This window comes from Comamonas sp. HJ-2, from assembly GCF_053615495.1.
Genome location: NZ_JBSIFD010000014.1, coordinates 60149 through 81123 on the forward strand (window position 1 = coordinate 60149; position 20975 = coordinate 81123).

Annotated in this window: 17 protein-coding genes and 1 pseudogene; 15 read left to right on the plus strand and 3 right to left on the minus strand. The window is 61.7% G+C overall.

Annotation, left to right across the window (positions count from 1 at the left end; translation table 11 throughout):
- Nucleotides 1–4 precede the first annotated feature (4 nt).
- The 7 genes and pseudogenes from ACWGXF_RS13110 (at nt 5) to ACWGXF_RS13140 (ending at nt 8930) form a co-directional block, all read left to right on the plus strand.
- Nucleotides 5–838, plus strand: coding sequence for an enoyl-CoA hydratase/isomerase family protein (locus tag ACWGXF_RS13110; RefSeq protein ID WP_256630221.1), 834 nt, complete (start codon nt 5–7; stop codon nt 836–838).
- The gene (locus ACWGXF_RS13115; RefSeq protein ID WP_054073965.1) at nt 835–2808 is read left to right on the plus strand and encodes an acetyl/propionyl/methylcrotonyl-CoA carboxylase subunit alpha; all 1974 of its coding nucleotides are present in this window, start codon (nt 835–837) and stop codon (nt 2806–2808) included. The genes ACWGXF_RS13110 and ACWGXF_RS13115 overlap by 4 nt, the downstream gene beginning before the upstream one ends.
- Nucleotides 2805–3948 (plus strand): annotated as a pseudogene (locus ACWGXF_RS13120) (acyl-CoA dehydrogenase family protein). The gene ACWGXF_RS13115 and the pseudogene ACWGXF_RS13120 overlap by 4 nt, the downstream one beginning before the upstream one ends.
- Before the next feature lie 102 nt (nt 3949–4050).
- Complete coding sequence (locus tag ACWGXF_RS13125) at nt 4051–4917, plus strand: BKACE family enzyme (RefSeq protein WP_012837857.1); 867 nt, start codon at nt 4051–4053, stop codon at nt 4915–4917.
- Between the two features lie 18 nt (nt 4918–4935).
- Entirely contained in the window at nt 4936–6477 is a 1542-nt protein-coding gene (locus ACWGXF_RS13130) for a class I adenylate-forming enzyme family protein (protein WP_256630222.1), read from the plus strand.
- Nucleotides 6474–7277, plus strand: coding sequence for an SDR family oxidoreductase (locus tag ACWGXF_RS13135; protein WP_039048497.1), 804 nt, complete (start codon nt 6474–6476; stop codon nt 7275–7277). The genes ACWGXF_RS13130 and ACWGXF_RS13135 overlap by 4 nt, the downstream gene beginning before the upstream one ends.
- Before the next feature lie 63 nt (nt 7278–7340).
- Nucleotides 7341–8930 (plus strand): class I adenylate-forming enzyme family protein, encoded by a 1590-nt coding sequence (locus ACWGXF_RS13140; protein WP_012837860.1) that lies wholly within the window; start codon nt 7341–7343, stop codon nt 8928–8930.
- Nucleotides 8931–8984: 54 nt separating this feature from the next.
- Here ACWGXF_RS13140 and ACWGXF_RS13145 read toward each other — a convergent pair whose 3' ends face one another.
- On the minus strand, nt 8985–9785 hold the full coding sequence (locus ACWGXF_RS13145; RefSeq protein WP_256630223.1) for an SDR family oxidoreductase: 801 nt from the start codon (nt 9783–9785) through the stop codon (nt 8985–8987).
- A gap of 310 nt (nt 9786–10095) precedes the next feature.
- On the opposite strand from ACWGXF_RS13145, the gene ACWGXF_RS13150 reads away from it, so the two are divergent.
- The 3 genes from ACWGXF_RS13150 to ACWGXF_RS13160 all read left to right on the plus strand — a co-directional run bounded on the left by ACWGXF_RS13150 (nt 10096) and on the right by ACWGXF_RS13160 (nt 13326).
- Nucleotides 10096–10845: an SDR family NAD(P)-dependent oxidoreductase gene (locus ACWGXF_RS13150; protein ID WP_452102011.1), complete on the plus strand. Its 750-nt coding sequence runs from the start codon at nt 10096–10098 to the stop codon at nt 10843–10845.
- Between the two features lie 9 nt (nt 10846–10854).
- A complete protein-coding gene (locus ACWGXF_RS13155) occupies nt 10855–12318 on the plus strand; it encodes a flavin-containing monooxygenase (RefSeq protein ID WP_370466560.1) in 1464 nt (487 codons plus the stop codon).
- Nucleotides 12319–12384: 66 nt separating this feature from the next.
- Nucleotides 12385–13326, plus strand: coding sequence for an alpha/beta hydrolase (locus ACWGXF_RS13160; protein ID WP_452102012.1), 942 nt, complete (start codon nt 12385–12387; stop codon nt 13324–13326).
- Nucleotides 13327–13583: 257 nt separating this feature from the next.
- On the opposite strand, the gene ACWGXF_RS13165 is transcribed toward ACWGXF_RS13160, so the two are convergent.
- Nucleotides 13584–15590 carry a peptidase U32 family protein gene (locus ACWGXF_RS13165; RefSeq protein WP_003063288.1) on the minus strand — a complete coding sequence of 669 codons (2007 nt, stop codon included), beginning with the start codon at nt 15588–15590 and terminating at the stop codon, nt 13584–13586.
- Nucleotides 15591–15649: 59 nt separating this feature from the next.
- Nucleotides 15650–16384 (minus strand): NUDIX hydrolase, encoded by a 735-nt coding sequence (locus ACWGXF_RS13170; protein WP_452102013.1) that lies wholly within the window; start codon nt 16382–16384, stop codon nt 15650–15652.
- A gap of 214 nt (nt 16385–16598) precedes the next feature.
- Here ACWGXF_RS13170 and ACWGXF_RS13175 point away from each other — a divergent pair, with 214 nt between their 5' ends.
- From ACWGXF_RS13175 to ACWGXF_RS13195, 5 genes are all read left to right on the plus strand, one after another.
- A complete protein-coding gene (locus ACWGXF_RS13175; protein ID WP_452102014.1) occupies nt 16599–17150 on the plus strand; it encodes an RNA 2'-phosphotransferase in 552 nt (183 codons plus the stop codon).
- Complete coding sequence (locus tag ACWGXF_RS13180) at nt 17147–17770, plus strand: 5' nucleotidase, NT5C type (protein ID WP_452102015.1); 624 nt, start codon at nt 17147–17149, stop codon at nt 17768–17770. Before ACWGXF_RS13175 ends, ACWGXF_RS13180 begins: the two co-directional genes overlap by 4 nt.
- Nucleotides 17767–18336 carry an NADAR family protein gene (locus ACWGXF_RS13185; RefSeq protein ID WP_452102016.1) on the plus strand — a complete coding sequence of 190 codons (570 nt, stop codon included), beginning with the start codon at nt 17767–17769 and terminating at the stop codon, nt 18334–18336. Before ACWGXF_RS13180 ends, ACWGXF_RS13185 begins: the two co-directional genes overlap by 4 nt.
- Nucleotides 18333–19244, plus strand: coding sequence for an ADP-ribosylglycohydrolase family protein (locus ACWGXF_RS13190; RefSeq protein WP_256630230.1), 912 nt, complete (start codon nt 18333–18335; stop codon nt 19242–19244). The genes ACWGXF_RS13185 and ACWGXF_RS13190 overlap by 4 nt, the downstream gene beginning before the upstream one ends.
- Nucleotides 19245–19741: 497 nt before the next feature.
- Nucleotides 19742–20929, plus strand: coding sequence for a branched-chain amino acid ABC transporter substrate-binding protein (locus ACWGXF_RS13195; RefSeq protein ID WP_452102017.1), 1188 nt, complete (start codon nt 19742–19744; stop codon nt 20927–20929).
- The last annotated feature ends 46 nt before the right edge of the window (nt 20930–20975 follow it).

Sequence of the window (20975 nt, forward strand, 5' to 3'; positions counted from 1 at the left end):
GCGCATGACCCAGGTGCTTGAAATCGAACGCCTTCCCTTGGGCAGCGGCTTTGTGGAATGGTGGCGACTGAACTCGCCGCAAACCCGCAATGCGCTAACCGATGAGGTGGTGCAAGCCTTGCGCGATCACGCCGCCAGAGCGCAGAAGGATTCACTGCTGCGCGTGGTAGTGCTGTTCGGCAACGGCGGGCATTTCTGTGCGGGTGGGAGCCTGGGAGGCTTTGCCAGCAGCATAGGCTCGCCGCTGCCTGCGGGCGCGCAGGACCCGCTGGTTCAGGTCAACCGCGAGTTTGGTCATCTGCTGCAGCAGCTGGCAGAGCTGCCCCAGTTGCTGATCGCTGCCGTGCAGGGCGCAGCCATGGGCGGCGGTGTGGGGCTGGTCTGCGTGGCCGACTGGGTGGTGGCGGATCAGCAGGCCGTCTTTGCCACACCCGAGGTGACGCTGGGCATCGTGCCCGCGCAGATTGCGCCGTTTGTGCTGCGCAGGCTGGGCGACGGTTCTGGGCGCCAATGGCTGCTGGGCGGTCAGCGCTGGACCGCAAGTCAGGCGCAGGAGGTCGGCCTGGTGCAGACCGTGATCCAGGCCACAGACGCTGTCCACTGGCAGAGCCAGCTGCAGCAGCAGCTCGAGATCTGCGCCCAGGCCGCACCGCAGGCGGTGGCCGCCACCAAGAGGCTGCTGGCAGCCATTGGGGGGCAAAGTCTGGATGCATCGCTGAACCAGGGCGCGCAGGCCTTTGCCAGTGCACTGCGCAGCGCTGAGGCAGGGGCGGGGCTCAAGGCCTTTTCCAGCAAGCAGCCCGCTCCCTGGACCTGCATTGCAGGAGGCACATCATGAAGCGCATTCTGATTGCCAATCGTGGCGAGATTGCGCTGCGCATCATGGCTACGGCCAGGCGCATGGGCATAGATACCGTGGCGGTGTACTCGGATGCGGATGCGGGAAGCCTCCATGTGCAACAGTCCACACAGGCCTATGCACTGGGCGGGCTGACATCGGCACAGAGCTATCTGGACATGCACAAGCTGCTGGCGGCCGCCAAGGCAACAGGGGCCGATGCCGTGCACCCCGGCTACGGCTTTCTCAGCGAGGATGCAGGCTTTGCCCAGGCCGTCCAGGAAGCGGGCCTGATATGGATTGGCCCGCCGCCGGCGGCGATTCGCCAGCTCGGCAGCAAGGCCGCCGCCAAGCAACTGGCCAAGGCCCATGGCGTGCCCTGTCTGCCGGGCTACGAAGGCGACGACCAGTGTGACGCGCGCTTTGCCGACGAAGCCGCCATGATTGGCTACCCCGTCATGGTCAAGGCCGTGGCTGGCGGGGGTGGGCGCGGCATGCGGCTGGTGGAGAGTGCCAAGCAGCTGCATGCCGCTCTGAACAGCGCACGTTCGGAGGCTCTGGCTGGCTTCGGCAACGGTGACTTGCTGGTGGAGCGTGCCGTCATGCATCCGCGCCATGTGGAGGTGCAGGTGTTTGCGGACGGGCATGGCCATGTGATTCACCTGGGGGAGCGCGATTGCTCGGTTCAGCGTCGCCACCAGAAGATCATTGAGGAAGCCCCCAGTCCGGCCGTCAACGCCGAGCTGCGTGAGCAGATGGGCAGCTGTGCCGTGGCCCTGGCCAAGGCCGCAGGCTACGTGGGTGCTGGGACGGTGGAATTTCTGGTCGAAGGCCGGCAGTTCTATCTGATGGAGATGAACACCCGACTGCAGGTCGAGCATCCTGTGACCGAGGCCTTGACGGGCCTGGATCTGGTCGAGTGGCAGATTCGCGTGGCGCGTGGCGAAGCCTTGCCGTTGACGCAGCAGCAGGTTCGGCTCGACGGCCACGCCATCGAGGTGCGGCTGTGCGCCGAAGACGAGAACTTTCAGCCACATGCCGGCGTGGTGCGGCATTTCTCGCCCCCCGAGGCTGCCATCTTCAGCCGCGCGCCGCTGCGCTTTGACCACGCATTGCACACCGGCAGCGAAGTCACGCCCTATTACGACGCCATGCTGGGCAAGCTGATCGTCCATGCGCCAACGCGGGAGCAAGCCATCGACCGGCTGATTCATGCGCTGGGCCGGCTCAGGGTGCTGGGCTTGCCTACCAACCGCGCCTTTCTGATTGAATGCTTGAACGACGAGGTGTTCAGGCGCGGCCAGGCTCTGATCTCCTATCTGGCGGGCGATGCGCCACGCTTGCAGCAGTTGCTGCGAGAAAAGGAAGCTCTGGCGCACCAGCACTGGGGAGCGCTGTGCGCCGTGGGCCAAAGGCCGGGGCCGCTGGCTTGCAGTTATGCCCAGTTGCGCAAGCTGCAGCACCGGGGCCGGACACAGGAGCTGACCCTGAGGCCCGAGACCGCACAAAGCTGGCTGCTGCAGCGGCATGGCGCCGAGCCTGCGCTGCTGCAGGTCGACGAGTTGCTGGGCGATGGCTGGCGAGCGAGATGTGAGGGCCTGACCCAAACCGTGCAGGCCGTGCAACTGCCCGCCGGGCAGGGCGGCTCGCGCTGGCATCTGCAGGCCGGCGGCGTGGACTGGTGGCTCGAAGATGTGAGCTATGCCCCGCCCGAGAATGCGGCAGCAGCGGGCCAGACTGCAGAACTGCGCGCGCCGTTCAACGGCCGTGTGGTGCAACTGGGGGCGGTGGCCGGGCAGGCGCTCAAGGCCGGCGATGTGGTCGTGGTCATCGAATCCATGAAGCTGGAGCACAGTCTGAGCGTGAAGGCCGACTGTCGGGTCGAGGCCGTGCTGGTCAATGCCGGCCAGCAGGTGGCGCCGGGTCAGGTGCTGCTGAAACTGGCGCCCATGTCTGGAGGTCCTGCATGACGGATGCTGCTGAACGCGAAATGCTCTATGACCTGGTGCGTCGCTTTGCGCGCGAGCAAATCGCCCCCCCATGTCACGGCCTGGGACGAGGCGGGCGAGTTCCCGCGCCAGCTCTATCGCCAGGCCGCCGAGCTGGGGCTGCTCGGCATTGGCTACCCCGAGGAGCTCGGTGGTACTGCGGCTACACACAGCCTGCGCGCAGCTCTGTGGCTGGCGCTGTGCCGCTACGGCGGCAGTGGCGGCGTGCTGGCCAGTCTGCTGTCGCACAACATCGGCCTGCCGCCCGTGGTGGCTCTGGGAAGTGATGCGCTCAAGCAGCAGGTGGTGCCCGATGTGCTCTTGGGCCGCAAGATCGCGGCGCTGGCGATTACCGAGCCAGGCGGCGGATCGGACGTAGCGGCGCTGCGTACCAGGGCCAGGCGCGATGGCCACGAGTATGTGATCGAGGGCGAGAAGACCTTCATCACTTCGGGCATGCGTGCGGACTGGATCACGGTGGCGGTGCGTACGGGCGAGGAAAGAGGTGCATCCGGCATCTCCCTGATCCTGGTGCCTGGCGGCAGCGAGGGTTTGAGACGCAGCCCGTTGCACAAGATGGGCTGGCAATGCTCGGACACGGCCCACCTGTTGTTTGATGGCGTGCGCGTGCCGGCCAGCCATTTGCTCGGCGCCGAGGGCGAGGGTTTTCGCGCCATCATGCAGAACTTCAACGGCGAGCGCCTGGGCATTGCCTGTGGTGCACTGGGCTTTGCTCAGGCCTGCTATGACGAGGCGCTGGCCTGGGCCCAGCAGCGCCAGACCTTTGGCGTGACGCTCAATCAGCATCAGGTCATACGCCACAAGCTGGTGGATATGCAGCAGCGCCTGCGCAGCACCGAAGCCTGGCTCAACGCCGTCTGCGCACGTGCCGATGGCGGCGATAGCGGTGCGGATTGGGTGGGCGAGGTCTGCGTGCTCAAGAACCACGCCACCCAGACCATGCAGTTCTGCGCCGATACGGCGGTGCAGATTCTGGGTGGCATGGGCTTTATGCGCGGCACGCTGAGCGAGCGCATCTACCGCGAAGTCAAGGTGCTGACGATTGGCGGCGGCACCGAGGAAATCATGAAAGAGCTGGCCGCGCGCCAGTGGCGTATCTAGCGCGGCTGTTGCAGCGGCCTCAGCCGTTGCCGGGAAATTTGAGCGAAATCAGCCTGAAACGCTTGTGAATGAAGCGTTATCAGCTTCTATCCAAGGAGCGATATGTCCGACAAAGCCATTATTACCTGTTCCATTACCGGGGTACTGACCGATCCGAATCAGCATCATGTGCCCGTGACGCCAGAGCAACTGGCGCAGGAGGCGCGCCGAGCCTACGACGCAGGCGCATCGGTGGTTCATGTCCACTTCAGGCGCCAGGAGGAGGGCAAGGGTCATCTGCCCAGCTGGGATCCGGCAGTGGCCAGGGCCTGCGTGGATGCCATGCGTGCAGCCTGCCCTGAGCTGATCATCAATCAGACCACCGGCGTGGTCGGCCCCGATTACCAGGGGCCGCTGGACTGTCTGCGTGCCACGCGTCCCGAGATGGCGGCCTGCAATGCGGGCTCGCTCAACTATCTCAAAACCCGCAGCAACGGAAGCTGGGCCTGGCCGCCCATGCTGTTCGACAATCAGCCCGCCAAGGTGCAGGACTTTCTCGATGTGATGGCCGAGACCGGCACGCTGCCCGAGTTCGAGTGCTTTGACGTGGGCATCGTGCGCTGCGTGGGCATGTATGTGGAAACCGGCATGTACCGAGGTCTGCCCGAATACAACTTCGTGATGGGTGTGGAGTCGGGCATGCCGGCCGATCCCGATCTGCTGCCCATACTGCTCAGGCTCAAGATCAAAGATGCGCCCTGGCAGACCACGCTGATCGGGCGCAGCGAGATCTGGCCCACCCATCTGCGCACGGCCGAGCTCGGCGGACATCTGCGCAGCGGTCTGGAAGACACCTTCTATCTGCCGGACGGCAGCAAGGTTGCATCCAACGCTCCGTTGATCGAGCAGCTGGCGCGCTATGCGCGCGATGTGGGGCGTGAAGTCGCCACTCCCAGGGAAGCCAGGCAGATGCTGCACCTGGCAGCCTGAATCGGGGAGAGCTTGCAGATGAACGCTTGTACTACTCCCCAGACCGTGGCCCAGGCATTGGCGCAGACCGTGGCCGACCATCCCCACAGGAATGCCTATATCGACCAGGGGCGCAGCTACAGCTGGCAGCAGGTGGATGTGATGGCCGGCGCCTGGGCCGCCCATTTGTCCTCGCTGGGTCTGCGGCCCGGTGATCGCATCGGCATCATCCTGCCCAACGGTCTGCCCTGGGTGCTGAGCTATCTGGCTGCGGCGAAGACGGGGCTGGTCGTGGTGGGCCTCAGCGTCCGATACCGCGATGCCGAGCTGGACTTCATGCTGCAGGACAGCCAGGTCAAGGCCGTGCTTGCGCCGCGCGAGTTTGCCGGCTTCGACTACCAGAACTATCTGGCGCAGGCCCGTCGGCGTTTTGCGGCGCTGGAGCATCTGCTGTGGGTGGATGAAGGATTCGAGCAAGCGCTGCGGTCCGGGGCGAAAGCCTTGCATGAAGGCGACGGTCCTGCACCGGATGACCTGCTGATGATCATCTACACATCCGGCACCACGGGCAGGCCCAAGGCAGCGGGGCTGACGCATCGCTCTCAATTGGGCTCAGCGCTGGCGCAGCATGCGCATGTGAAGGCTGCGGCGGAGGATATGGTGCAACTGGCCATGCCGCTCAACCATGTGGGCGGCATTACCTGCGGCGTGCTGACCATGTTGCTGGCGGGCGGTTGCTGCGAGCTGGTGCCCATGTTCAGCCCCGAATCCGTGTTGAGGATGGCGCAAAAGCATCCGCCGACCTGGCTGGTGGGCGTGCCCACCATGCTGACGCTGCTGCTCATGCATCCGCTTCTGGCCGAGGTGGATATGAGCCGGCTGCGCCTGATTGTGGTGGGCGGATCGAATGTGGAGCCGGTGTTGCTGCAGCGGCTGCAGCAGCAGTTTCCGGGCGTGAACATCATGAATCTCTACGGTCTGTCCGAGACTTCCGGGGCCATCGCGATGACACCTTGGCAGGCGGATCAGCAAGCCCTGCTGCACAGCATAGGCAAGCCGCTGCAAGGGGCGCAGCTGCGCGTGGCCGGGGCCGATGGCGAAGAGCTGCGCAGCGGCGAGGTGGGGGAGCTGTGGTTTCGTGGTGCTGGGGTGATTCCGGCCTATGTTGGGCAGCAGCAGGACGAAGAGGTGTTTGCCGGCGGCTGGCTTCATTCGGGTGATCTGGGGTTTGTGGATGAGCAGGGCCTGATCCACCTCAAGGGGCGGCAAAAAGACATGTTCATACAGGGCGGCTTCAACGTCTATCCCAGCGAGGTGGAGGGCGTGATTGCCAGTCATGCAGGCGTGCTGATGGTCGCCGGCATAGGCGTGCCGGACCCCGTGCTGGGCGAGGTGGGGCGCTACTACATCGTGATCAAACCCGGTGCCAGCGTGAGCGAGGAGGAACTGCTCACGCATTGCCGCCAGCAGCTCGCTGACTACAAGCTGCCGCGCCAGCTGGTGTTTCGCACCGAGTTGCCGTTGACCCCGGCAGGAAAGATCCAGAAAGCCTTGTTGCGAGCAGAGGAGTGCTGTTCATGAATGTGCAATTCGATTTTTCGGGCCGCCATGTGATGGTGTTTGGCGGCACCACAGGCATCAACCTGGGCATTGCCCAGCACTACGCGATGGCAGGAGCCCGGGTCTCGGTCGTCAGCCGCAAGCAGGCCAATGTGGACGCGGCCCTGGCGACGCTGGGGGCGCAGGCCTTTGGCGTGGTAGCCGATGTGCGCGATGAACAGGCGGTGGCAGCGGCGCTGGCGCAGGCCGTGGCTTGCCACGGGCCGCTCGACGTGCTGGTGTCTGGTGCGGCAGGCAACTTCCTCGCACCTGCGGAGCAGATGTCGTCCAACGCTTTCAGGGTGGTGGTGGACATCGATCTGCTGGGCAGCTTTCATGTCGCGCGTCAGGCTCTGGTGCATCTGCGCCAGCCCGGGGCGAGCCTGATCTTCATCACCGCGCCGCAGTCCACCGTGCCCATGATGTACCAGGCCCATGTCTGCGCCGCCAAGGCGGGAGTGGACCATCTGGCGCGGGTACTGGCGCTGGAGTGGGGCGCCAAGGGCATTCGTGTGAACGCCATTTCCCCCGGCCCCATCGAGGGCACGGAAGGCATGCGCCGGCTGGCCCCGCAGGGGGCTGAAGGAGACGCTCTGGTACGCAGCATGGTGCCGCTGGGGCGCATGGGAACGACCGCGGACATTGCCCAGCTGGCCCTGTTTCTGGGCAGTGATGCGGCCAGCTATATCTCCGGCACGGTCATTGCCTGTGACGGCGGGGCGCAGGGCCAGCTTTCGCCCATGGTTGCTGCCGCCGCGATGGCCATGCCGCAGCAGGATTAGAGACACAACAAGAAAAAGCGTGGGTTATGGGTTCCGGGTTGCACACTATCAAGGAGACAAACCATGATCGAGATGAGTCTGACGAAGGAGGCACGGCGCATCCGGCGCATTGCGCTGGGTGATCTGCTCTACCGCAGTGCGCGCAAGTCTGGCAGCCGCACGGCGCTGGTCGATGGTGCTGAGCGCATCAGCTATGCCGAGCTGGATGCGCGAAGTTCGCGCTTCGCGCATTATTTGCTCTCGACGCTGGGGACGGGCAAGCAGATCGGCATGCTGTGCGCCAATTCCATAGACATGGTGGTGGCCTGCAATGCCATTCACAAGGCGGGGCAGGTGTGGGTGCCCGTCAATATCAAGCTGGAGGTATCGAGCATCGACTACATCCTGCGGCATGCAGAGGTGTCGGCAGTGGTGGTCGATCAGGAGTTGCTGGCCCTGCCCGGGCTGGCCGAAATTCTGCAGCAATTGCAGGTGCCGCTCATCATCACGCGCCTGCAAACGCAGCAAATACAGCCAGGACTGCCGGGCATGTCGTTGGCACAGTCCGAGGCAGGCCAGTCCGATGCTTTGCCCGAGGTTGATATTGACGACAACCAGGCGGCCTTGCTCATGTACACCAGCGGCACCACCGGCAATCCCAAGGGCGTGGTGCATTCTCATCTGTCGGTATATGCGGCGGTCAAGGGCAATATCGAGGAGATGAAATATGGCGAGGCCGATGTGCTCAGCGGCTGGTTGCCTCTGTTTCATTGCGCCCAGCATGCGCTGGTGCAGACTGCGCTGGCGGCAGGCGCTTGCACCGTGCTCACGCGGCAGTTTGTGCCGGCGGAGGTAGGGCAACTGGTGATGAAGGAAGGTGTGACGATCTTTGTCGGACTGCCCCTGATGTATGCCGCAGTGCTGGCCGATCCGGGTTTCGCGCCCAGCACCATCCGGCAGTGCATCTATGCCATGGCGCCCATTCCCAAACCCTTGATCGCCCAGATTGCGCAGCGCATGTGCCGCAATATCTCTCTAGCCACGGGGCAGACCGAGATATATCCGGCCACCATGACTTTCCACCCCTTGCTCAACGCCGAATGCGATGCCAATTTCTGGGGGCGCTCTCTGAGCACTTGCGAGACCGCCGTTATGGATGACGATGGCAATCTGCTGGGAGCGGGTCAGGTCGGCGAGATCGTGCATCGCGGCCCCAATGTGATGCTGGGTTATTTCAAGGACCCCAAGGCGACGGCAGAGGCACAGAAGTTCGGCTGGCACCATACCGGCGACCTGGGCATGTGGGACGCACAGGGACGGATGGAGTTCATAGATCGCAAGAAGGACATGATCAAGACCGGCGGCGAGAACGTGGCCAGCGTGAAGGTTGAAGCCGTGGTGCTGGCGCATCCGGAGGTGGCGGCCGCCGCCGTGTTCGGTCTGCCGCACCCCCACTGGAGCGAGGCGGTCTGTGCCTTTGTCATGCGCAAGCCGGGGGCTCAGGTGGATTCGGAGTCGATACTGGCCCATTGCCGCAATCATCTCAGCGGCTTTGAAGTGCCAAAACTGGTCCATTTTGTGGAGGCCTTCCCGTCCACGGCGACGGGCAAGGTGCAGAAAAACGTGATGCGACGCCAGTTCGAGCAGGTGGCCAGAGAGCTTTGGGGCACCTGATATCCGGGTGTGCCCCGCAAATGCTGCCAGGGCCTGCAAAAGCAGGCTCTGGTTTCACTCTGCGGTCTCCTGCGTCCAGGACAGTACTGGGTCGGCTCGGGTCTCGATGAGCTTGTTGCGGGCCTTGAGCAGCGGGTCCAACATTTCCGGCTGAGGCACGATCCAGTATTCACCACGGTCAATGGCAGAAAAGACGCGGTTGGCGAACTCCTCGGTGTCCATGCCGTTTTCGTCGAGCAAATGGGTCATCATGCCGTGAAATTTTGCCGACGCCGCGTCAGGTGCTTCTCGGAAGATGGCTGTCCTGACGGGGCCTGGTGCCAGCAGCGAGACCTTGATTTGCGGATCAATGGCCGCGAGTTCGCCAGCCAGACCTTCGGTCAGCGCGACCACTGCGAACTTGGTGGCGGAGTAGGGGGCCATCATGGCGCTGGGCAGAAAACCGCCTACCGATGCTGTGTTGATGATGCGGGCAGGCCGGTTGGCCTTGAGCAGACGCGGCACAAAAGCGCGCAGGCCATTGACAATGCCGTTGACGTTGACTTGCCAGGCCTGCTGCCACTTGGCATCGCTGATCTCCCAGCTATTGCCGGTGCTGAGAACGCCTGCGTTGTTGAACAGCAGATCGACCTGACCAAAAGCTGCATAGGCCTTGTCGGCCAGTGTATCCAGCGACGCCTGGCTGGTGACATCGGTGGCCACGGCCAATGCCTGATCTCCCAGTTCCAGCGCGACTTTCTCAAGACCCGCCTGGTCGCGGTCTGCAACCACGACCTTCATTCCAAGAGTGACTGCCTTTTTGGCAAGGCCTGCACCAATTCCACTGGCTGCACCGGTGATGACTGCAACTTTCATGATTTCCTCATTGGCTAAATACGAATGGATTAAAGCATTTTCGGCTTATCTATATTTCTCACGAATTCCCGCTTGACAGTTATTGAAGGTGTTTACAGTCTTTATTGATTGATTAAATGGGAAGACCTGCTTGACATATAAAAAATCCGGGCACAGTACGTCCGAATGAATTAATGGTTTCCACTAGGGGCTGTAAACACAAACTTATTTTGTAAAGAGGAAAAATCAGAGTGATTTGAATTTGAAAAGAACAAAGAATCTCAATCCTCATCGCCAATTGGTGGCGGTCAGCCAGTATTGAGGTTTGAAAATGAATCCATTCATCAGTGGTTTGGAAGGAAAAGTGGTTCTGGTTACAGGTGGTGCCTCGGGCATAGGCCTGGCCAGCGCCCAGGCCCTGGCAGCCAGCGGCGCCAAGGTGGTGTGTGCCGATCTTCAGCAAAGCCAGGATTTGCCGCAGGGCTGCGAATTTCGCAAGCTTGACGTGAGCAGCGAGAAGCTGACCAATGAGTTGGTTGCTTACATGCTGGACCGCTATGGGCAGATTGATGGGCTGGTGACTTCTGCTGGCATTTCCCGCGTGGGTGATCTGCAGAGCATGCCCTTGCAGGAGTGGGAGCAGGTACTCCAGGTCAATTTGACGGGGACCATGCTCAGTGCTCGTGCTGTGGCCAGCCACATGAAACAGCGTGGTCAGGGCTCCATCGTCACCATCGCCAGCATCAACGGAATGCTGGGCAACCCGACCAATCTGGCCTATTGCACCTCCAAGGGGGCTGTGATCCAGATGGTGCGCAGTCTGGCATCGGATCTCGGTCCTTACGGCGTGCGGGTCAACAGCATCAGCCCCGGCTATATCCATACACCCATGACCACCATGCTTGATGAACTGCCTGTAGGCCGGGCTTTCGAGGCCATGCATTTGCTCAAGCGTGCGGGCAGGCCGCAAGAGGTGGGTAATGCCGTGGCATTTTTGCTTTCCGATATTTCTTCATTTATTACCGGGGTCAATCTTCCGGTAGATGGTGGATTCTCTGCAGCAAAAGTAATTAATATTTAAGGAATTCCAATGAAATATGACGTCATAGTGATTGGTTGCGGAATGTCCGGAATTCTGGCTGGTATTCATCTGAAGAATAGCGGGAAGAAATTCATTATTCTGGAAAAGGCCGGGACATTGGGGGGGACCTGGCGGGATAATACTTATCCAGGCCTGACTTGCGATGTGCCATCGCACGCCTATACCTATTCTTTCGAGCCCAACCCCGAATGGTCTCGGGTACTTCCGCCCGGAGCCGAGATTCAGCAGTATTTCGAAGGCGTGTTCAAAAAATACGGTATTGCCGATTTTTCGCAGTTCGGTACCGAAATCACGCGTGCCGAATGGGCGTGCGATGCATGGACGCTGCAGGATCAGCATGGCAAGCAATATCAGGGCAAGGTGGTGGTTGCCGCCACAGGTGTGCTGCACCACCCCAACTATCCGCAGATCAAGGGCCTGGAGGAGTTCGAGGGGGACACGATTCACAGTGCACGCTGGGATCATTCTGTACCGCTGGACGGCAAGAGGATCGCCGTCATCGGCACGGGATCAACGGGCGTGCAAATTGTCTCCGCACTGGCGTCGCGTGCCAGGGTGCGGCATTTTCAGCGCACGGCCCAATGGATTTTCCCGGTCGAGAATCCGGCTTTCAGCGAAGAGCAGCGTGCCGAATTCCGCAGCAACCGCGATCTGCTGGTTTATCTGCAGCGCGAACCCACTTATGTAGCCAATGTGGAGCGCTTTACCGAGGGTGTGCTGGACCCGAATTCGGAGCAGATTCAGGAAATTCAGAAAATCTGCCAGGACAACCTGGATGGCTCTGTTGCAGACGCAGCCTTGCGTGAAAAACTGCAGCCTCATTACCGGGCTGGTTGCAAGCGCCTGATTTATTCACCCGACTATTACAAGGCGATCCAGCACCCCGATTCCGAGTTGATCACCGACGCTATTGCCAAGGTCGAGAAAAAGGGAGTGCGTACCAGCGACGGTGTGCTGCATGAGGTGGACATCATCGTCCTGGCCACGGGATTCAAGACCGACCGCTATGTGCGCCCCATGAATGTGACGGGCCTGAACGGAGCCACGCTGGAGCAGGCCTGGAGCGATGTGCCCACGGCATACAAGTCCATCTCGGTGCCGGGCTTTCCCAACTTCTACTTCATGAACGGGCCGACTTCTCCCGTGGGCAACTTCTCGCTGATCGATACCTCGGAAATGCAGTGGGGCTACATCTCGCAACTGATAGAGCGTGGTCAACAAGCCGGTGTAGCAGGGCTTTCGGCCAGGCCCGAAGCCCTGGCTCAGTACGACCAGGAGCGCTTGCAGGCCGCCAAAGGCTCGGTCTTCGGCTCGGGCTGCAACAGCTGGTACCTGGATAGAAACGGTGTGCCCAACACCTGGCCGTGGTCGCAGTCGCGCTTCAGGCAGGAGATGAGTGCGCCGGTATGGCAGGACTATATCCACCACCAGACCGAAGAGCTTGTGGCCTGAGTGCCGTCTTGCGCCCGTCCTGGCCTGTCCTGGTCGGGCGCGCTCCATCAATTTCAAGGAGTCCCAATGCAGATACACCCAGAAATGGCTGCCGTGCTGGAGCAGTTCAAGGACTCACCCGCCATGGACTTCAACACCATGCCGGTGCCCGAAATCCGCAAGCTCATGGACCACATGGCCTTCCCGCCTGCCGACCTGCCCATGCATGAGGTGCGCGAAATCGACATTTCCGGTGGCGATGGCCAGCCGCTCAAGCTGCGCCTGTACCGTCCCGGCACCGCGCAGGCAGCGCCGGTCATGGTCTATTTTCACGGCGGCGGCTGGTGCATAGGCACGCTGGAAACGCATGACAATCTGTGCCGCCACCTGGCGCGCCTGACCGGCATGAATATTGTGTCGGTCGATTACCGGCTGGCTCCCGAGCATGTCTTTCCTGCCGCGCTGGACGACGCCTATGCTGCCACGCGCTGGGTGGCACTGCATGCGGCAGAGCTGCATTGCGATGCGCGGCAGCTGATGGTGGCGGGCGACAGCGCGGGGGGCAATCTGGCCGTCGCCACCTGCCTGCGTGCAAAAGAAGACGGCTGGAGAGGCATATCCCGGCAACTGCTGTTCTATCCGGTCTGCGATGCGCATATGGATGCGCCATCGCATGCGCTTTATGGGCAGATGCCGTTTCTCACCACCGAAGCCATGGCCGCGATGTGGCGTCACTATCATCCTGCCATGCCTGCACATCCACTGGCCTCCATCATGCAGTACCCCGATCTCGCTGGTTTGCCGGCAGCAGTGCTGGTGACGGCGGAGCTGGACATATTGCGCGATGAAGGAGAGGCCTTTGGCCTGCGCCTGCAGCAGGCCGGCGTACCCGTTTCCAGCCTTCGTGCGCAAGGCATGCTGCATGGGTTTGCCAACTTCAGCACCCTGGTGCCGGCAGTGGCAAAGTTGCTGCAAGAGGCTTGTGCAAAGCTGTCTTTCGGCAAGATATCGGCTGTTCGACAAGCCTGATACATGCAACTGTTCATGTATACAGTTGTGTGTGATGGATGCCTCAGTTTTATCCCCGCATCATGTGGACGCTCTTGTGGAAAACTATGCTTTCAATTCTTGAAACCCGCGCCAGATGGTGATTTGCACGGATTGCCTAAAAAATAGACGATTTGAGTAAAGGGACTGAATCGAGGGTTTTTACCAGTGGTTCTGAGGTTGTAAAAAAGCCCGCCAACCGTTGCCGGTAGCGGGCTTTTTTGTGGGCTCAAACGTGCTCAGGAAAGTTGCTGAGGCGTGGGGCGTGTGCGGTAGAACTGCATGGGAGACTCTTTCATTTCCTTGGCATGCTGGTTGAGCACCGACTTCTTCATCTTGCCCACCACATGCATCTCGCAGGGCTTGCAGTCAAAGCGCAGCGTGAGCTTTTCCTTGCCGTTGATCAGCTGCAGCGGCTCTGCCTTGATGGTGCCCTTGACGCCGATCACGCCCTTGGCCTGCTTGGGACACAGGCTCATCGAGAAGCGCACGCAGTGCTTGGTGATCATCAGCGAGACTTCGCCTTCTTCTTCCTTGCTCTCGTAGGCGGCGTCGATTATCTTCACGCCATGCTTCACATAGAAGTCATGGGCCTTCTGGTTGTAGACATTGGCCAGATAGGTCAGCGTGTCCTCAGGAAAAGGCACGGGCGGCTCCACGGGCTTGGCACGGGGCAGGCGCACAAAGCCGTCGGCGCGGGCCTGCTCCAATGCGGCAACGGCATCGCGACGCAGCTGGTTGAGCACCGAGGCGGGTACAAACCAGGGCTGGCTCAGGCTCAGTGAAATATCGTTCACCTCGAAAACCGTCGCACCAAAGCGTCCCAGTTGCTCGCGCAGCGTGGCTTCTGCCTTGGCTGGGTCGGTGGCGCTCTGGTGCTCATGCGCGATGGCGGCAGCCCCGACAAATCCGTCCTCGTCGGTCAGCGTCAGCGCAAAGCCGGCAGCCGCTTCCTTGAACTCGGCCCATAGACCGATGCGGCGCTCGCTGGACTTTTTCTCCAGCGTGCGCACCCAGTCCATATCGCGGTTGCGGTTGATTTCCAGGCCCTTGCGCAGATCCTTGAATTCGGCAATCTCGTTTTTGGGGAAGACGCGCCAGATGCCTTTTTTGGCGCTCACGCATTCGGCACGGTTGATGTGCACGCCCACCAGTTCCTTTTGCAGATCGTAGTAGCACAGACCGTCGCCGTTGTGCAGCTCGGCGGTCTTGTCGCTGGTTTCGATCTCGAACCATTTGTCGCCGACCTGTGTCACCCAGCCTATGGCACGACCCGGTGTCTTGGGCGTGTCGAAGGCTCCGATGTCATCCTTGCGGCCGTTGACGAAGTAGTCTGTGAACTCGCGGTTGAAATTCTGATCCGGATCGGGTTCGAACGAGAAAGTGGTGCGGCCTGACGACGAGCGCGCCAGCGGCTGATCGGAGAACTCGCGCTCCTCGATGATTTCGTCGAGCAGCTTGCGGTAATGGGCCGTGATGTTCTTCACATAGCCCATGTCCTTGTAGCGGCCCTCGATCTTGAAGCTGCGCACGCCGGCGTCGATCAGCGCGCGCAGGTTATCGCTCTGGTTGTTGTCCTTCATGGACAGCACGTGCTTTTCGTGCGCGATGATGCGGCCGCTGGCGTCTGTCACCTCATAAGGCAGGCGGCAGGCCTGGTTGCAGTCGCCACGGTTGGCGCTGCGTCCGGTATGGGCATGGCTGATGAAGCACTGGCCCGAGTAGGCCACGCACAGTGCGCCATGCACAAAGTATTCGATGGTGGTGCGGCTCGGGTCTGTCGCGGCGCGCACGGCGGCAATCTGTTTCAGATCCAGCTCGCGCGCCAGCACGATCTGCGACAGGCCGGCGTCCTGCAGAAAGCGGGCCTTCTCGGGCGTGCGGATATCGGTCTGGGTGGACGCGTGCAGCTGGATGGGGGGCAGATCGAGCTCCAGCAGGCCCATGTCCTGAATGATCAGCGCATCGGCGCCGGCGTTGTAGATCTGCCAGGCCATATCGCGTGCGCCTTGCAGCTCATCGTCGCGCAAGATGGTGTTGAGCGTGATGAAGATGCGGCTGCCAAAGCGGTGGGCATGCTTGATGAGCCGCTCCAGATCGCGGATGTCGTTGCCTGCAGTCGCTCGCGCGCCAAAGGCCGGTCCGCCGATATAGACGGCGTCCGCGCCGTGATTGACGGCTTCGATGCCGATATCGGCGTCGCGCGCCGGGGACAGGAGTTCGAGCTGGTGGGGCAGGAGAGACATAGGGGCAGGATTATCTCAGCAAGCCCCGGTTTCGGCACAGCGGCGGGTAATCGCCTGTATCAATGGCCGCGTGGGCTGAATGTGCGCGGAAATACCACGGGCCCGCTGCGGTCCGCCAGCCGGTAGCCCATGGCGGGGCGGTTCGACACGCCTTCCACATGGCCGGCTTCGACCAGAAAGTTCGCTGCCAGCATGCGGGTGCGAAAGCCGCTTTTGTCCACGCTGCGACCCAGCACGGTTTCATAGACTTGCTGCAACTGGGGCAGGGTGAAGGGCTCGTTCAGCAAAAAAGCGGGCAGCGAGGTGTATTCGACCTTGCTGCGCAGTCTCTCCACCGCAGCCTGCAAGATGCTGCCATGGTCAAACGCCAGTGCGGGCCGGCGCAGCAATTCATCCACTTCGAACCAGGCCACATCGGCCGCATTGGCGCCTTTGGTCAGTTGCAGTTCATGGGCGGGAATCAGCGCAAAGTACACATGGGTGGCCGACCAGCCACGCGGATCACGTGCCGCGCCCCCCCAGCTGCCAAGCTGTTCCAGATAAGGGCTGTCCACACCCGTCTTCTCCTTGAGCTTGCGCGCGGCGCAGGCCTGCAGATCGGCATCGAGATCCACATTCACAAACCCTCCGGGCAGGGCCCAGAGGCCGGGAAATGGATCGTCTTCATGGCCTGGGCGCTGCACCAGCAATACATTCAAGCGGGCTTGCGCAATCGTGAAGATCACCACATCCACCGTGGTGTAGGGACGGGGAAAGTCCGGCGCTGGCTTGGTGTGACGCTGTGTAACGGTCATGAATCAGGTTTGACTGGATGAATGTTGGGTTGTATTGTACAACTTATATCTGTAGCTGGAGCACAGTCCAAGCATGCAGACGAATGCCGACAAAGCCGGGCCTGGGTTTGCGACCAGGCTGTGGCACCGCGGAAAGTACGCCCAGGCCGGGCCTCGGCAGCGCTAGAACCTGTCATGAGCCAGGTCGACAGCTTCAAACATAGAGAACAAGAAAATGAAAAATCAAAACACCACCGCACGCAGCAAATTCCTCAGTCTGGTGCTGAGACACAGTCCCGAGACCATAGGCCTCAAGCTCGACGATGCGGGTTGGGCCCACACCTATGAACTGCTGGCCTGTCTGGCGCGCTCCGGCCGACCCACCAGTCTGGAGGATTTGCAGACTATGGTGGCTGACAACAACAAGCAGCGCTATTCCTTCAGCGCAGATGGCAAGCGCATACGCGCCAATCAGGGCCATTCCATCAAGGTCGAACTGGGTCTTGAGGCAAGGCGCCCTCCGGCAGTGCTCTACCACGGCACGGCCACGCGTTTTCTGGATGCGATCTTTCATGAGGGCCTGAACCGGCAGTCACGCCATCATGTCCACTTGTCCGAAAGCCAGGCAGTGGCTGCTCAGGTCGGCAGTCGTCACGGCAAGCTGGCCTTGCTGCAGGTGGACGCCGCGCGTATGCAGGGCGAGGGCCATGTGTTCTACCGCTCCGACAACGGCGTGTGGCTGACCGATGTCGTCCCGGCCCGGTATCTGCTGAAGCTACCGTCATGAAAGTTTCAAAAATCATAGCTATCGACGCAGATGGCGTGCTGCTGGACTACAACCTCGCCTATGCCTCAGCCTGGGAGCGGGTATTTGGCGAGCGTCCGGTGTTGAAGCAACCTGACGCCTACTGGGCCATGGAGCGATGGGGTGTCGCCAACTTGCAGGGCGAGGCTCTGAACTGTTTTCGCGCCAGTTTTGATGCGCAGTTCTGGTCCGGTATTCCCGCGATTGCAGGAGCGCTACAGGCTTGCGAGCAGCTGTGCGCCGCCGGTTACGAGCTGGTCTGTGTGTCGGCGATCAAGCCGCAGTTCGCCGAGGCTCGGCAGACCAATCTGCGCAAGCTGGGCTTTCCCATATCGCGTGTGATCGCCACCAGCAGCCGTACTGATCCGGGCCTCAGCCCCAAGGCTCAAGCCCTGACCCAGTTGCAGCCCTTGGCATTTGTCGATGACTTTCTGCCGTATTTCGAAGGCGTGGGCGAGCGGATTCACAAGGCACTGGTGCTGCGCGAGCAAGGCGGGTCGCCCAATGCCGGGCCGGGTCTGCAGGCCATTGACTCCACTCACGCCACGCTGGCGGGCTTTTCCCGTTGGTGGCTGAACCATTATCAAGAAGAACAGACATGAACCGAGATTACGAAATTCGATCCGTACCCGATCTGGTGGCCCAGCTCGACCAAGGCTACCGCCCCAAATACCTTTGCTTCTGGGGCCATCAACCCGAAAAGAATGGCTCAGCGGGAAAAGGCTGCCTGAGCCAGTGGTTTCCTGCTCCATTCACCGTCGAAGGAGACCGCTTTGCCACGGCAGAGCATTTCATGATGGCCGCCAAGGCGCGGCTGTTCGGGGATGAAGAGGCGCGCGCTCAGGTGCTGACTGCGCCGTCTCCGGCCAGTGCCAAGCAGATAGGGCGCAGCGTGCGCAATTTTGACGAGGCACGCTGGAAGGCGGAGTGCTTCGGCATCGTGGTGCGCGCCAGTGTGGCCAAGCTCTCGCAGAACCCGGCCATGGGGGAGTTTCTGCTGAGAACTGGTGAGCGTGTACTGGTCGAGGCCAGTCCGCGCGACCGCATCTGGGGCATCGGCATGGGCGCGGCCAATCCCGACGCCGAGCAGCCGCGCAAATGGCGCGGACAGAACCTGCTGGGTTTCGCGCTGATGGCCGCGCGTGCGCAGCTGAGGGCCGGACAATGAGCACGCTGGACCGTTTTGAAGGCGCTCTGCTGGGCCTGGCCTGCGGCGATGCCGTGGGCACGACGCTGGAGTTTCGGACGCGCGGCAGCTATGCGCCGCTGACCGATATGGTGGGGGGCGGGCCGTTTTCACTGAGGGCCGGACAATGGACGGATGACACGTCCATGGCTTTGTGCCTGGCCGAGAGCCTGGTCGTCAAGGGAGGTTGCGACCCCGGGGACCAGATGACGCGCTACGCCAACTGGTATCAGTGGGGTTACTGGAGCTCCACCGGTCACTGCTTTGATATCGGCATGGCAACACGCGAGGCGATACAGCAATACCTACGCACCGGCAATGCGCTGGCGGGAAGTGAAGATGCGCGCAGCGCCGGCAATGGCTCGCTGATGCGGCTGGCCCCGGTGGCCATGGCGTATGCCCATGACGAGCAAGAGGTGCAGGAGCGGGCGGCGCAGAGCTCTCGCACCACGCACGCGGCTGCGGAGTGCCTGGATGCCTGCCGTCTGTTTGCCGTGGCATTGAGCCGTGCCCTGCTGGGCGCCAACAAGGCGCAGGTGCTGGATCTGGCCGCGCTGCCGTTTGGCAGCCCACGCATTGCCGAGATTGCACAAGGCAGCTGGCGCGGCAAAAGCCGCGAGCAGATCCAGAGTTCGGGCTATGTGGTGCACAGTCTGGAAGCAGCTTTGTGGTGTTTTGACAGGCTTGAGAGCTTTGAAGCCGTCGTTCTGGAGGCAGCCAATCTGGGTGACGATGCCGACACCACAGCGGCCATTGCCGGCCAGATCGCGGGGGCGTTCTGGGGGCGCAGAGGCATTCCTGCGCACTGGCTGGAAAGACTGCATCAGCAGGCTGATATTCGCGCGCTGGCGCAATCGATTTATGCGCTGAATCAGGTGCTGGCCCGATAGATTGCGCGTGGCCATGCTCCCACCACGGGACCTGCTCACACCGTGCAGGTAGGTCACAGATCCTTGGTTGTTACCGCAGAGGTCGCGAAAGCCGTACCGGGCCTGCACGGTCTGCGGGTGCCTGTGGCCGTGGTGAACTTGCCGGCCTCCAAAAAAAAGCTTTCCCTGCGGCCAGGAAAGTCCGGCGCAGCGTGCACCATCCCTGTCAACGCGGCACAATCAAGGCGCTGAGTCGGCGATGGTGCAAGAGCATGGTCGGCAGCTTCAGCCGAAATCCGAAATATCCCCAGCAGCCGGAGTCTGTGCTCAACGCAGGAAGAGTCGGGCCTGCTCGGGCTTGCTAGCAATTGCTCCAATGGAGTTCTGGTCCTTAGACTCCAGGGTTTGCCCCTTCGCTTGCACATCGAGCTGGTATCGCAGGCTTTGCCGCTACGCTTGAGGCTTTGGCCTGGCGTAGGCTTGCGTGCCACAGCCTTCCGCTTCATCAAGGAGAAAGCATGTCCATGACTGATCGCTCGGCCCAGCGCCGCTGTGTTCGCACCTCGTCTGCCCTGAGCCTGGCCCTGGTCGCCGCATCCCTGTCGTCCGCTTACGCTGCGGATGCGGAAAAGCCTCTGGTGGTGCGCATTGCCCATGGCGGCCCGGTCTCCGGTCCCATCGCTGCCCTGGGCAAGGATGAGGAGAACGGCGTGCGCATGGCGATTGACGAGCTCAACGCCCGCAAGCTGCAACTGGGCGGCCGTCCCGTGCACTGGAAGCTGGAGGCCGGCGACGATGTGGGCGACCCCGGTCAGGCCACGGCGCTGGCACGCCGCTTCTGCGACAAGAAGGTGGCGGCCGTGGTGGGGCATCTTCAGTCGGGCACGACCTTGCCGGCTGCCAAGATCTACAACGACTGCGGCATTCCCAATATCACCCCCGCAGCCACCAACCCCGCGATTACCGAGGCAGGCTATGACGACACCTTCCGCGTCATCGCCAATGACCGGGCCATGGTCAATGCCCTGCTGGACTATGCCGTCAAGCACCAGGGCGTCAAACGCATCGCGATCGTGGACGATCGCACGGCCTATGGACAGGGCATCGTCAAGCTGTTTGAAGCCGCTGCGGCCGAGCGCGATGTGCAGATCGTCGACAAGCAGTACACCAGCGACAAGGCCACGCAGTTTTCGTCCATTCTCACGGCCATCAAAGGCCGCAAGCCCGATGCGATCTTCTTCGGCGGGCTCGATGCGCAGGCCGGTCTCATGCTGCGTCAGATGTCGCAGCTGGCCATGAATCAGGTGAAGTTCCTGGGCGGTGATGCGCAATGTTCGGAGCGCCTGCCTGCCATGGCCGACAAGGTGCCGGCGCTCAAGAACGTGGTTTGCGTGATGAGCGGCAGCTCCCTGGGCAATATGCCCGGCGGTCTGCTCTGGAAGCAGAAGTACGACCAGCATTTTCCTGGCCAGTATCAGGTTTACAGCCCTTACGCTTATGACGCGACCATGGTGCTGGCCAAGGCCATGCTGAGTGCCGATTCGGCCCAGGCCGAGGCTTATCTGCCCCGCTTGCGCCAGACGCGCTACGAGGGGGTGACGGGCACGATTGCCTTTGATTCGCAGGGCGAGTTGCAAAGCCCGCGGGTCACGCTCTACGGCTATGACTCCGGCGATCGCAAGGAACTGGTGATCAGCGGTCATTGAGCGGTATCGGTGTTTCTGGAAGGGATATCCGTCAAGCCTTTGTCTG